The following is a 13,029-nucleotide window of genomic DNA, read 5'->3' on the forward strand; positions in this document are numbered from 1 at the left end:
TGATGCGAAGCTATAAGTTACGAAAACTTATAAATTCTTATCAACTGAAAAAGAATCACTACGATATGGGAGGACGCAACGAAATGGAACAATCAACAATGCAAGAGATGACTCAAGAGAAAATAACGAAAAAAAGGAGATTTGCACAGCCTGACGCGTACGTTCTATTATTTTTTGTTGCATTGATCTGCGCTCTGGCTACCTACATTTTACCGGCGGGAGTTTTCAAGACGGTAAAAAAAGGCGATATTACCGTAACGGTTCCGGGAAGCTATCATGCCGTTGCCGCAAATCATACGGGCTTCGTAGAGTTCTTTACCGCGATTCAAACCGGAATGGTGAAAGGCGCTCCGATTATTTTTCTTATCCTTTTTACCAGCGGAGCTTTAGCTGTCATTGAAAAATCAGGAGCGATCGATGCGTTTCTGAAGTCGACTATTACTCGATTCAGTAATCGGCTGCTGCTTCTAATCATCCCTGTAGGCTTGGTCTTTTCTGTTTTAGGAATGACCGGGATTGTTGTCAATTCGGTTATTGCCTTTATTCCTTTAGGATTAATCATTGCAAGGGGATTAAAATTGGATCCCGTTTTCGGTGCTGCACTGATCTATCTGGGAACCTATGCCGGATGGAATGTACCGGTGTTTGCCCCTCAAACGCTTGGGCTGTCTCAGCGTATAGCGGAGCTTCCGCTTTTCTCAGGTATCGGTTACCGGACGGTTATCTATGGAACGATTCTAGTTGTTACGCTTCTCTATATTTACTGGTATGCGCGCAAAATTCGAAAGGATCCAACGAAAAGTATCCTAGGCCCAGACTGGCTCAGCGATACGGCTCAAGTCGACGATGCTGAAATAGGCAGTAAAACAACCGTTACCCTGCAGCAAAAATTCATCTTATCGTTTGCGGGATTATCCCTTCTTGCTTTTATGATTTACTCCCAGAAATTTAAATGGACAGAAAACGAAATGGCCGGTCTCTTTATTTTTATTGCCATCGGTTGCGGTATGATCGCACGAATGGGTGCAAATGAAATCGCTACCACATTCATTCAAGGCTGTAAGCAAATGGTTTATGGAGCGCTAATTGTGGGCATGGCCAGAGCAGTGGGCATCATCCTGGATGATGCAAAAATTTTGGATACGATCGTTAATGCGCTGGCGACCGTGCTGGCTCCCTTGTCCCCTATGGCGGCTTCGATCGGCATGTTTTTCGGAAGTGCTGCACTTCACTTCTTGATCTCCTCCGGTTCTGGGGAATCTACAGTGCTAATGCCCATTCTTGTTCCTTTGGCCGATTTGTTGCATATTACGCGCCAAGTAACTGTCCAGGCGGTTATGTTCGGAGAAGGATTCGTAAATACCATCAACCCGACATCCGGTGTAATGATGGGTGTGCTCGCAACGAGCGGCATCTCCTATGGAAAATGGCTGAAATTCATGCTTCCGTTAACGGCGGTTTGGTTTATTCTCGGAATTATTTTCATCATTGTCGGTGTAATGATCAACTGGGGGCCTTTCTAATGACTAACAACAAGGGGATATTACTAGATGAATAAAGTATTAGAGTACATAAAGCAACACCAGGAAGAGATGCTGGAAGATCTAAAAACGCTTGTGCTGGCCGAATCGCCCACTCATTCGAAAGAACGGGTAGATCAATGTGGAGCAGAAATTCAAAAGCTGTTTAAGAAGCATCTTCACCTTGATTCGGAAGTGATTCCTCAAAAGCATGCGGGAAACCATATGCGATTTAGTTATGGAACGGGCGATGAGCAAATCTTGATCCTTGGACATTTTGATACGGTTTGGGATGTGGGAAGGCTGTCCTACCGTGTAGAAGGAAACAGAGCGTATGGGCCGGGCATTCTGGATATGAAGGGAGGGATCATCCAAGCTCTTTGGGCGGTTAAAGCCTGCCGTGAGCTCGGGATTTCCTTAAATAAGCGAATTGTTTTCTTGTGCACCAGTGATGAAGAGGTTGGAAGCAGTTCGTCCCGGGAGCTGATCGAGCGGGAAGCTGTACAGAGCCGAGCTGTACTCGTTCCGGAGCCGGCAGCGGCGCACACAGGTGCATTGAAAACGACCCGTAAGGGGGTTGGCCGATTTGCGATCAAGATCACAGGAAAGGCAGCGCATGCGGGAAATCATCATCAGGATGGAATCAGCGCCGTACAGGAAATGGCTCATCAAATTTTATTCCTGCACTCTCTCACCGACTATGAATTGGGGACAACCCTAAATGTGGGCGTGGTACGAGGAGGAAGCACAGAAAATGTGGTAGCTGAACAGGCGGAACTGGGTGTGGACCTGCGAATCAGCCAAATTAGTGAGGGAGAACGGATTTCGAAAATCATTTATGGGTTGAAGCCGCATTCGGAAGGAATTACCCTGCAGGTTTCCGGAGGAGTCAACCGCCCGCCGATGGAAAAAACCGCGGGGAATGAACAATTGTTCAGACTTGCCGCAGCATGCTCATTTGAATTAGGCTTTCCCTTGATAGAGGAAGCCGTGGGCGGAGGCAGTGACGGGAATTTCACAACAGCTTTAGGCATTCCGACATTGGACGGGTTAGGCGCTGTAGGGGAAGGAATCCATGCTGAAAACGAGCATGTTGAAATCGATCAACTTCCTGTCAGGGCTACACTGATGGCGGGCCTTCTTCGTAAGCTATGATTTATACAATAAAAATGCAAGTGCCGAGAGGTGCTTGCATTTTTTTAGTTGGAAGAATTTATAAGTTTTCGCAACTTACAGCTTCGCATCAACCTTGATAAACGTGCTGGTCCATGTAAGACAAGGACGGGGTAACCGTTTATCCTGGGGTATCGCTTTAGGAGTGTTTTTAGGCTATCATGGTTCTAGCAACAATTAAGAGGGGAGAAAACATGGGGAGACCAAGCATACTGCTGATAACGATAATGGAAAAGGTTTGCCGAACCTTTGAAAGTAACCTGAGGATGTTTTTCGGGACCAACGTTCAGATTTATACCGCTCATGGGCACCGGGAATTGGATATTCAAATATTGGATAAGTGCGATCTGATTCTGGTGTCCTCCAAGAATGTACTTACGTGTTTACCAAAATCATTCGACCAAAATCGGGCGCTGATAGCAAGAAGAACCGTTCATATGCCAAAGCTCGAACAACTGATGGATTTGGCGCCGGGAACTCACTGCCTTTTTGTCTCGAACACTATGGAAACAGTTGAAGATGCGATTCAACTTTTGATACGTCTAGGTTTTGATCATTTGCACTTTATTCCTTATGTACCAGGTGAAAGAAGGATGGATCTAGAGCGCATCGACGTGGCCATTACGCATGGATTAAGGGAACTTATACCGGAGACGATTGAAAAAGTCATTGATTTGGATACGCGCCCGATCGATTTGACAACCATTTTTGACATTGCCAGGCAGTTGGATCTGCCGATGGAGAAGGCCCATTTTTACACTGCGGAATTCTTCCGAGATTTTGTCCGGCTGGGGAGGAATTTAGCCAATTCCGTGAACAATGAAAAGCGGCTAAATCAAAAGTTGGAATCCGTCTTCAATGCGGTTCATGAAGGTATAATCAGTACTGACGAAATGGGACGCATCACGGTCTTTAATGAAGAAGCGGAAAGGATCCTCAAACTGTCCGCGGAGAGTTGTATAGGAAAATCGTATTTGGATGTGGTACCAGAATTAAAGCTGGATAAGAGCATACAATCTCGTGCCAGGGAGTCCAATCAATTGTTGGAGATTCGGAACTTGGTACTGCTGGTCAGCAAGGTTCCCATGATATTAGACGGACATTTAATGGGAGTCGTTGTTACCTTTCAAGACGTCACCATCGTCCAACGAAATGAACAGGAAATCCGCAAAAAGAGCAGCAGTCTCGGGTTAACCACCAAATATTCTTTTGGGCATATTATCGGTGTAAGCGGATCTATCAGTTCTGCAAAGCATGTTGCCGTCAAACTGGCGAATAGCGATTTTACCGTATTGATCACGGGAGAAAACGGGACGGGCAAGGAAGTGTTTGCCCAAGCGATTCATAGGCATTCCACAAGGCGGGATGGCCCATTCGTGCCGGTCAATTTTGCCGGTCTTGCGGAGAACCTGGCAGAAAGTGAATTGTTTGGATACGAAGAGGGCTCTTTTACAGGAGCAAAAAAGGGTGGAAAAATGGGTCTATTCGAGCTCGCCCATAATGGAACCATATTTCTGGATGAGATCGGGGATGCGCCCCTCAGTATTCAGGCAGCTTTGCTGCGCGTACTTCAGGAGCGGCAGGTGATGCGGGTTGGAGGAAATCGCGTGATCCCCATCAATGTAAGGGTGATCGCCGCCACAAACCGGAACCTGATGGATATGATGTCGAAGGGTGCTTTTCGGGAAGATTTGTACTACAGACTAAACGTTCTGCCGCTCAATATCCCGAATCTAAGAGAACGGAGAGAGGATCTTTTTATACTCATTGACTATTTTCTTCATGATAAAAGGAAACAGCTGCAATTTACCCCTGAAGTAAAGGATGTCCTGTTGAATTACAATTGGCCAGGCAATATTCGGGAGCTCGAAAATTTTATGAATTATTTGATTGTGATCGTTGAAGGAGATACAGTGCAAATCGAACATCTTCTTGAACGGATACTGAACTATCGAGCAACCTTGCCGGCCTCCCTTGATTCAAATGCCAGAGGAAAAGCGGACGAAAGGGAAGACATCCTGCATTTTTTGGCTCGCCATGGTTCCTTGATGGATTATGAAAATATATTGACCATCCTGTGGAATTTCAGCAAACGGCAGGAACGGGTGGGTCGCTCCGTCTTATGTTCATTGCTCTCCCGTCCGATGTCCGAATCTCAAATCCGTTATAAATTAACCATACTTAATCGATGTGGCTGCGTCTCGTCTATACCAAGAAAAACTACCTCTAAAAACGGTCTGGCTGCTTTGAATGACTCCGATAAGGAGTTTTTCTTATAAGTACAGGCACGTATAGGCGGCGGCCCACATATGATGTTACTAATCTCATCATGGGGGTGGCTGCAGTGCCGGGTTTCTTTTCTGCCATTGCCTTATTCATCAAAGAATTAATGTTGCTGGTTTCCTATGTAAAAAACAACGCGTTTCCATAACCGCTTGCCGAAGATGAGGAAGAAAAGCATTTGCGTTTAATGGCACAAGGCAACCAGCATTCACGTAATTTGCTGATTGAGCATAACCTCAGGCTCGTCGCCCATAATGAACGGAAACCGATGTAATGACAAAACGAAAAAGAAGTATTTTCTAGGATTTTCTCTGGGGACAAGCCCTTTTATTACCGAATTTGAGAATACTTTGAAGGAAGCTTCGGAAAAATGGTCAAAAGTAAAAGAGCGCAACCGAGTGTCTAAAGGGGAAAGCAAGTTCCGAGCTAGGCTGATTGAGTTGGAGAAAGCAAGATCGGAATATTTGAATCTTTCAATAATTCGCGAACAGAAGCTAAAGAGCTTAAGATCGGAGAAAAGGGCCAGACAGTTGGAAGAATACTTAAATAAATATTTTCTTGCTGACGCCCAAATCGCTTCAATCGGGCCCAGCAGGAAAAGCACGCTTCAGTCGTACGGAATTGAAACTGCAAAAGATGTTTCTAGGGATTCTCTTCTCTCTATTCAAGGTTTTGGCCCTGCTTTGACCAACAACTTAGTTGCGTGGAGGGATTCGATAGAATGTGAATTTGTATTTGATTCGAACAAAGGTATGCCTCAATCCTTAATCAATGAAATTGATAGGGAGGTTTATCATCAAAGATTGGATTTGGAGAGCAGGCTTACAAATGGAAAAAAACAGTTGGAGGAGATCACCAATGAGATTTATTGGAACACAGGGTCTTGCAGACAGAGATGAACCAACTGGCCAAGGTGCTTGCACAAGCAGAGGCTGACTTGAATTATTTGATTAACAAGTAGGATAGTGATTAGACTGTGATAATAGTCCACGGAAAATTTAATATGAACAAAGTAAAGATTAGTTTGCGACTTAACATCTAGACAAAACACCTACCTTTTGTGAACATGAAGAAAAAAAGCTGTTGAAGCCGAATAGCTCCTTTTTCACATCTGTGAATTTGCAAATTAATCAGGCAGACTATGAACCGTATTTTCACATAATCACGGTATTCCGGCACGGGTTTTCTTTCCATAAATAAAGCAGCCAGGGTTGTCCTGGCTGCTTGGGGGACTTGTCCATGAGACAAGATCGAGATATACTCCATCTATTCGCACCCGAATCCAGTAGCTCACATCTGGATGCAGGTGAAACCGGGTATTGTGGAAGTAAACGACCCATTCGGAATCCATCTCGATGCGACAGGGCAGAAAGTCGTCCCCGACCTTCATCTCGAAAGATTCCCCGCAATGCACCGCGGCGGGCTGGACATAGGCATCCCAGATCTTCCAACGCCCGGTTTGCGCATCGTACAGGATTCGGCCATCGAGCCCAGTTCGTTTCATCGGCTCACATCCCATACTCCCCAGCTGCGATACGAATCAGATTCGCATCGATCTGCTCCGCTTTTTGCTGGAAGCCATGCAAGAGCGCGCGTACGGCGAGTTTGTTCACAAGGCGAGGGTATCCTTTGGTGCACACGGCCAGTGCTTCCGTGGCGGCCTCAGTGAAGATGGGATGATTGGCGCCGGCAAGGCGCATGTGGTGCTCGACGTAGCCCTTCACCTCGTCCTTGGTCAGCGGCTCTACCTGGTGGGGCAGCAGGTGTCGCTGCGCCAGCGGGCGGTTGTGGTTCAGCGTGAGACGGTCTTTGAGGTAGGGCAGGCCGCAGAGTAGAAGCAGAAAAGGATTGGACGAGTCCATCTGAAAATTAAACAGCAAGTTCAAATCGCTAAGGAAAACATCCTTGGCCATTTGCATTTCATCAAGAATAAAGACCGGGGTCACTTTTCGCTCGTGAAAGGAGGCGGTGACAGCGTGCTGAATTTGCCGAAACAAATCCACTTTGCGGGTCTTCGGTTCTTCACCCAGCCCGAAAGCCAGCCCCCGGTAGAAATCGTTCACCGTTCCGGTGGACAGCGGGAAGTATACGACCTTGTACAGCGCTTTGTTCAGGGAATCGCTGAATACGCGCAGCGCGTAGGTCTTGCCAGCCCCGGGTTCCCCGACGATCATGCCCATGCCTCGCGTCTCTTTTGAGGTAAGCCAGACAGGCGCTTGTCTCCTGAAACGCAGACAATGCATACGCCTCTTCCGGTTTCACCTCTTTGGCGAATGGAACCGAATACAGCGAATAGAACGCTCTATACATCCGCGTCACCTCCCGACTCCTGCAGCGTCTTAAACGAACGAAAACGCCGGACGATCGCGCTTCACATGCGCGTTGTCCGCAAAGACAACCGCTTTGGCCTCTGCCACCGCCTTGCCGTCCTCGTAGATGTGCACACGGTGCTCATAATCGCGAATCTCGACCTCCTGCCCGGCGAACGTCTCAGACACCTCATAGAGCCGGTTGTCCAGCGAGAACGTGGCGTCATGCTTTACCGTCCGCCGCGCTCGCCTGAGAAACAGGGTATCCAGCATGCCGGGATCCGAGACGGTGCGCACCCGGTCGATTTGGGACAGGTACACCTCTAGCGGCATTTTCCCTTCGAGCGACGCATGCGTCGGGCAGGCCGCAGAGTAGAAGCAGAAACGGATTGGACGAGTCCATCTGGAAAAAGCCCAGCAGCTATGGGATATGAAGCCTGAAGTAATAAATACAGTATTATATTACTATCTTGTAGCGGACAGAACCTATCTTGATTTATTGGGGTTCCTTATTTGACCGTTGTTAACAGATACTTCTTGTAGATTGCGATATAGATTTTCGTATATAGTTGACATTGCAAGGGTGAAGTAATGTTATTTCTTATTGTACTGAAACCAGTATGTCCTCTTTCTGTTCTGCTTATGATTCCATTATTTCACGGTCCAACGGAAACGGAATTGGCAATCTAAAAGCGGATTTGGTCTAAATACTTTCGCACAGCATCTGTTTTACAATAAGGTGATTCTCGTTGGCGCTTAGAGGAGGAGGAGTGGATTTTTTTTGAAAGCGCTTTTTCGTAATGACAGTTTGCCCTCAAGTTAATCCAAAATATAAATGTATAGATTTGATGCTGAATTCATCTATATGAATAATGATTTCACGTAAGGAAAAATAACATAAAATTATGAACTTTTAAAAAAATGATTATAAAACAGTAAGATTTATAGAATAAAAACATTTTTTGATTATACACAAGGTCCAAGTAAACTATATTGACGATTGATGTCAAATAATTTATTATAACTTTATGGTTTCAAATAATAGATCTTTAATTCCGAATATCGGTACTAATCTGCCGGGATAGATCCCATTTCACTAAATGATCCAATCATGAAAGGAGTGGTTAGCACTCGCAAGGAGAGGATTTTTGATAAATACCGCAATGTTTTTATGGTGTGGGTTGGAGTCCATAGCGCGGAAACTCGCGCTCTGAAGCATCGTCTTGTTTAATGGCTCGATAATTTATTAGAAATACTGATAAAGGTAGGTGTATTGGATTGATTAAATTAATTGGCATTTTGATTGTAGCTTTAGGATTTGCTTTTCGTTTTAATACCTTGCTTGTTGTTATGGTGGGAGGTATTGTAACGGGGCTTATTTCCGGACTTTCGATTAATGACATTATGTCAAAGTTTGGAGAAGCATTTATAACGAACCGATATATGACGATACCGATCGTGTTGACATTACCGGTGATCGGGTTACTGGAGCGCTATGGGTTAAAAGAACGGGCGGAAGCCTTAATTCGAAAAGCAAAGGGCGTAACAGCCGGCAGGGTCATGCTGTGGTATTTGTTTATCAGAGAATGGTCTTCAGCTTTAGGTCTTAATATCGGGGGACACCCCCAAACGGTTCGTCCTATTGTGGCGCCAATGGCAGAAGGAGCGGCTGCTGCAAAATACGGTCCGCTTCCAGAGAACCTCAAGGATAGCATCAAAGCTCATTCGGCGGCTATGGAAAATGTAGGATTTTTCTTTGGTGAAGATATTTTTATTGCTACAGGTGCGATTCTTTTGATGAAAGGTTTCTTTGATTCCTCCGGCTTACATGTTGGAGTATGGGACATGGCGCTTTGGGGGCTACCGACGGCCATTGCAGTTTTCTTTTTATCTTGGCACAGACTAAGGAAACTTGATAAGCGCATTGATCTAGAGATGATTAAACGATCTGGTAACCAAATGGGAACAAATCCAGAAGAGAATACTTCAAGGTGGGATTCAATATGATAAATATTTTTACAATAGATTACATTTATTATTTACTAGGAATTATCGTAGCTTTTGTTGCTTATCGGGTAGCTCGAAACCCGGATCATCCTACCCGGATCGGCTCGACTTTGTTCTGGGGAATTTTCGCCTTTACTTTTCTATTTGGGAAGGTTATACCTAGTTTGGTCATAGGATATCTCGTTCTGGTCATGGTTATCATAGCCGCTCTTGGTAAAATGAAGGCGGCCCCTGAAAAAGAACATCCTCAGTCAGAACGTGAGGCACATGCAGCTAGACTAAAAAGCAAAATATTTCTTCCGGCTCTGTTAATTCCTATTATTACTGTGATCGGTAGCTTTACACTGGATAAAATACATTTCGGTAAAGTTAATCTTGTCGACCCGGAAATGGTTACTCTAATTGCACTTGGATTGAGCGCGATCATCGCCTTCATTGCGGCCAAATCTTTAACGAAGGCAAAAATGTCCGTTGCAATGAACGAAGGTAGTCGACTCACGGAAGTCGTGGGATGGGCGATTATTTTGCCTCAAATGTTATCGGCGCTTGGAGCTATTTTTGCGCAAGCTGGCGTGGGGGAAGTTGTATCCAAATTGGTAGGTAATGTTCTTCCAACACAATATCCATTCGTAGCGGTCGCCGCTTATTGTATTGGAATGGCCGTCTTTACAATGATTATGGGGAATGCCTTTGCCGCGTTTGCAGTCATTACCGGAGGTATTGGTCTTCCGCTTATCGTTCATATGCATGGCGGGAATCCTGCGATTATGGCGGCCATTGGCATGTTTGCCGGGTATTGCGGAACATTAATGACGCCTATGGCTGCTAACTTTAATATCGTCCCGGCCATGCTTCTTGATTTAAAGGATAAAAACGCGGTCATCAAAGCCCAAATCCCTATTGGTATACCCCTTTTAGTTATTAACATACTACTGATGTACTTCCTTGTTTATCGATTCTAGTTTGGAGGGCTTAACTTGAAAATTTTAATTTCGGGATTTGAAGCGTTTGGCGGCAGTACTATTAATCCGACAGAAAAACTGGTTAAAGTCATCTCGAGTGAAACATTCGCAGGGGTGGAACTGAAAACTGTGTTATTGCCCGTGAATTATGATGAATGCGCAGAAGCAATTATTAAAGAAATCGAGGTTTATCAACCGGATGCTGTCATTTCGTGTGGTTTATACCATGGAAGAACGTCAGTTACTCCCGAGCGAATTGCAGTTAATGTAAAGGATACCGCGGCAGATGCTCCATATGCTGATAATAAAGGAGTCAAACCGACGGATGAACCGATTAACCCTGACGGTCCGGATGCGTTATTTACACAACTGCCGGTTCGTAAAATGGTGAATCGATTGAATGAAGAAGGTGTGCCGGCATACATTTCCAATACCGCAGGTACTTTTATTTGCAACAATACGATGTATGGTGTTTTAGACTATATTCGTAAAAACAATATTTCCACGATTGCAGGATTTGTTCATTTTCCAGCTTCAACGGAAATGGCAGTTGAAAATCCTTTATTGCCTGCTTTGCCGCATGAGACGATGCTGCGGGCCCTTCGTATTATCATTCAAACAACTATTGACGACCTACAAAATTAAGAAATCTATATGAAATACACAATGTAAGCCGCAAATTTCCGCCTGGTACCGGCAAGGTACTAGGTTTTTTGTATGGCATCGGTTCCACAATGCAGTAATGGTTATACTAAGTTCATGAAAGTTACCTGGTTGCTTGTTTTGTTAAAAAAGTCTTGCTACAATTAAGCATGTAATTTCATAAATCGGTATTTATATTCCGTATATCGGAATATTTGAAATCGAATGTGAAGGAGTGAACCCCATTTTGTTTTCGAAACAGGAATTGCAAGAACTGATAGAAACTGTAAGCCAAAATCCCATACAGACTTTCAAGTATTCGGATGGAACAACCAATATCGTAATAAAGAAGGATCGTTCTGCTTCAACGAAGCAAAAGAACCTGGATGTTCCAATGAGTGAAGCAATATCCGATCCGGAAGAATTCGACGACTTGCATAAGGCTTCAACACCTGAAATTTATCCGGAGCCATTGCAACCAGAATTGATCCCTATTACTGCACCGATGGTAGGGACATTCTACACGGCCGCAGAGCAAGGGAAAGCGCCTTTTGTGCAAGTGGGCGACAAGGTGACCGTCGAATCTGTGGTGTGTATACTTGAAGCGATGAAACTGTTTACTGAAGTAACAGCGCGCGTGAGCGGAGAAATCGTCGAAATCGTAGCAGAAGAAGGGCGTCTGGTAGAGTATGGTCAGACTTTGTTTATGGTAAAGCGGAATTAACGCAAATTAGTCAAGCGGCAGGAGGTGTGCCTCGTGTTTAAGAAAGTATTGATTGCGAACCGTGGGGAAATCGCAGTCCGGATTATCAGGGCATGCCTGGAGCTTGGCATTGAAACTGTAGCTGTTTATTCCGAAGCCGACAGGAAATCGCTGCACGTCACTATGGCGGATGAAGCCTACTGCATCGGACCGGCTGCTTCAAAGGAAAGCTATTTAAATATTCCCAATTTGTTGGCGGTGGCCTTGGCTACCAGGGTCGACGCCATTCATCCGGGTTACGGATTTTTAGCGGAAAATGCGGAATTCGCTGAGACCTGCGCTTCTTTTCATATCTCCTTTATCGGTCCGGATGCCGAGGCAATCCACAACATGGGCGATAAAGCTGCCGCTAGAGCCATGATGAAGAAGGCAGGTGTGCCTGTCGTCCCAGGAACGGAAGGATTGATCGAGACTACGGAAGAGGCGCTGCGCGTGTCCGTGGAAATCGGCTATCCTGTCATTGTAAAGGCTAGCGCCGGCGGCGGCGGAAAAGGGATGCGGGTGGCTCACAATGAAGAGCAGCTGTTGGAGGCGATTGTACAAGCACAAAATGAAGCTGATGCGGCGTTTGGTAATTCGGGCGTATACCTCGAAAAATATTTGGTGGGTCCCCGTCATATAGAAATACAGATAATGGCAGATCGGCAAGGTCAAGTCGTTTATTTGGGCGAGAGGGATTGCTCGATTCAAAGGCGGCACCAAAAGCTTGTTGAGGAATCACCGTCACCGGCGCTTAACCAGGCTCTTCGCAAACGGATGGGTGAAGCGGCGGTAGCCGCCGCGCGTACAGTTAACTATTACGGTGCGGGGACAGTCGAATTTTTGCTGGACCAGTACGGACAGTTTTATTTCATGGAAATGAATACGCGGATACAGGTTGAGCATCCGGTGACTGAAATGATTACCGGAATTGATTTGATTCAGGAGCAAATCGCGGTGGCTGCCGGATGCCCTCTTTCTTTCAGTCAAGGCGACATCCGGATGAACGGATGGGCGATGGAATGCCGAATTAATGCCGAAAATCCGGCCGCTCAGTTCATGCCTTCTCCCGGTCGGGTGATGACCTATTTGCCCCCCGGGGGATTTGGGGTTAGGGTGGACAGTGCGATATATGCCGGGTGTGAAATATCGCCATTTTATGATTCGATGATCGCAAAGCTGATTGTTTGGGGAAAAGACCGGCAGGACTCCATCCGTCGGATGAAGAGAGCGCTGCGCGAATTTGTTGTCGAGGGAGTCAAGACGACGATTCCTTTTCACCTTGCCCTGCTGGAGAACGAGCTATTCATCCAAGGGAATTTCGACACTAATTTTTTGGAATCGCACGAAATTTCCATTATGGAATAACGAATGTAAAGTAAGGAGGAGAC

The 13,029-nt window shown here is 45.6% G+C and carries 12 protein-coding genes and 1 pseudogene; 10 read left to right on the forward strand and 3 right to left on the reverse strand.

Annotation, left to right across the window (positions count from 1 at the left end):
- Positions 1 to 98 precede the first annotated feature (98 nt).
- From O9H85_RS20375 to O9H85_RS20395, 5 genes and pseudogenes are all read left to right on the forward strand, one after another.
- The gene (locus tag O9H85_RS20375; RefSeq protein ID WP_269883322.1) at positions 99 to 1,523 is read left to right on the forward strand and encodes a YfcC family protein; all 1,425 of its coding nucleotides are present in this window, start codon (positions 99 to 101) and stop codon (positions 1,521 to 1,523) included.
- A gap of 27 nt (positions 1,524 to 1,550) precedes the next feature.
- On the forward strand, positions 1,551 to 2,675 hold the full coding sequence (locus tag O9H85_RS20380; RefSeq protein ID WP_269883258.1) for a M20 family metallopeptidase: 1,125 nt from the start codon (positions 1,551 to 1,553) through the stop codon (positions 2,673 to 2,675).
- 212 nt (positions 2,676 to 2,887) lie between these two features.
- Entirely contained in the window at positions 2,888 to 4,972 is a 2,085-nt protein-coding gene (locus tag O9H85_RS20385; protein ID WP_269883259.1) for a sigma-54 interaction domain-containing protein, read from the forward strand.
- A 65-nt stretch (positions 4,973 to 5,037) separates the two neighbouring features.
- A pseudogene (locus O9H85_RS20390) lies at positions 5,038 to 5,241 on the forward strand (RNA polymerase subunit sigma-70); the annotation flags it as partial.
- Between the two features lie 133 nt (positions 5,242 to 5,374).
- Positions 5,375 to 5,875: a hypothetical protein gene (locus O9H85_RS20395; protein WP_269883260.1), complete on the forward strand. Its 501-nt coding sequence runs from the start codon at positions 5,375 to 5,377 to the stop codon at positions 5,873 to 5,875.
- Positions 5,876 to 6,138: 263 nt separating this feature from the next.
- Here the strand turns inward: O9H85_RS20395 and O9H85_RS20400 are convergent, their stop codons facing one another.
- The 3 genes from O9H85_RS20400 to O9H85_RS20410 form a co-directional block, all read right to left on the reverse strand.
- The gene (locus O9H85_RS20400; RefSeq protein WP_269883261.1) at positions 6,139 to 6,480 is read right to left on the reverse strand and encodes a DUF5348 domain-containing protein; all 342 of its coding nucleotides are present in this window, start codon (positions 6,478 to 6,480) and stop codon (positions 6,139 to 6,141) included.
- A gap of 4 nt (positions 6,481 to 6,484) precedes the next feature.
- Positions 6,485 to 7,156 (reverse strand): ExeA family protein, encoded by a 672-nt coding sequence (locus O9H85_RS20405; protein WP_269883262.1) that lies wholly within the window; start codon positions 7,154 to 7,156, stop codon positions 6,485 to 6,487.
- 159 nt (positions 7,157 to 7,315) lie between these two features.
- Positions 7,316 to 7,618, reverse strand: a complete 303-nt coding sequence (locus tag O9H85_RS20410; RefSeq protein WP_269883263.1) for a Mu transposase domain-containing protein — start codon at positions 7,616 to 7,618, stop codon at positions 7,316 to 7,318.
- A 945-nt stretch (positions 7,619 to 8,563) separates the two neighbouring features.
- On the opposite strand from O9H85_RS20410, the gene O9H85_RS20415 reads away from it, so the two are divergent.
- The 5 genes from O9H85_RS20415 (at position 8,564) to accC (ending at position 13,006) form a co-directional block, all read left to right on the forward strand.
- A complete protein-coding gene (locus tag O9H85_RS20415; protein WP_269883264.1) occupies positions 8,564 to 9,292 on the forward strand; it encodes a DUF969 domain-containing protein in 729 nt (242 codons plus the stop codon).
- Positions 9,292 to 10,254 (forward strand): DUF979 domain-containing protein, encoded by a 963-nt coding sequence (locus O9H85_RS20420; protein WP_269883323.1) that lies wholly within the window; start codon positions 9,292 to 9,294, stop codon positions 10,252 to 10,254. Before O9H85_RS20415 ends, O9H85_RS20420 begins: the two co-directional genes overlap by 1 nt.
- Positions 10,255 to 10,269: 15 nt before the next feature.
- A complete protein-coding gene (locus tag O9H85_RS20425; RefSeq protein WP_269883265.1) occupies positions 10,270 to 10,899 on the forward strand; it encodes a pyroglutamyl-peptidase I in 630 nt (209 codons plus the stop codon).
- Between the two features lie 244 nt (positions 10,900 to 11,143).
- The gene (accB, locus tag O9H85_RS20430; protein WP_269883266.1) at positions 11,144 to 11,620 is read left to right on the forward strand and encodes an acetyl-CoA carboxylase biotin carboxyl carrier protein; all 477 of its coding nucleotides are present in this window, start codon (positions 11,144 to 11,146) and stop codon (positions 11,618 to 11,620) included.
- A 33-nt stretch (positions 11,621 to 11,653) separates the two neighbouring features.
- Positions 11,654 to 13,006: an acetyl-CoA carboxylase biotin carboxylase subunit gene (accC, locus tag O9H85_RS20435; protein ID WP_269883267.1), complete on the forward strand. Its 1,353-nt coding sequence runs from the start codon at positions 11,654 to 11,656 to the stop codon at positions 13,004 to 13,006.
- Positions 13,007 to 13,029: the final 23 nt, after the last annotated feature.

The sequence above is a fragment of the Paenibacillus gyeongsangnamensis genome (assembly GCF_027533625.1).
In the GTDB taxonomy this organism is placed as follows: domain Bacteria; phylum Bacillota; class Bacilli; order Paenibacillales; family NBRC-103111; genus Paenibacillus_G; species Paenibacillus_G gyeongsangnamensis.

Excerpts from the sequence above, each read along its gene's own strand:
- O9H85_RS20375 (WP_269883322.1), top strand. The coding sequence starts at position 99 with ATGCAAGAGATGACTCAAGAGAAAATAACGAAAAAAAGGAGATTTGCA.
- O9H85_RS20380 (WP_269883258.1), top strand. The coding sequence starts at position 1,551 with ATGAATAAAGTATTAGAGTACATAAAGCAACACCAGGAAGAGATGCTG.
- O9H85_RS20385 (WP_269883259.1), top strand. The coding sequence starts at position 2,888 with ATGGGGAGACCAAGCATACTGCTGATAACGATAATGGAAAAGGTTTGC.
- O9H85_RS20400 (WP_269883261.1), bottom strand. The coding sequence starts at position 6,480 with ATGAAACGAACTGGGCTCGATGGCCGAATCCTGTACGATGCGCAAACC.
- O9H85_RS20405 (WP_269883262.1), bottom strand. The coding sequence starts at position 7,156 with ATGGGCATGATCGTCGGGGAACCCGGGGCTGGCAAGACCTACGCGCTG.
- O9H85_RS20410 (WP_269883263.1), bottom strand. The coding sequence starts at position 7,618 with ATGCCGCTAGAGGTGTACCTGTCCCAAATCGACCGGGTGCGCACCGTC.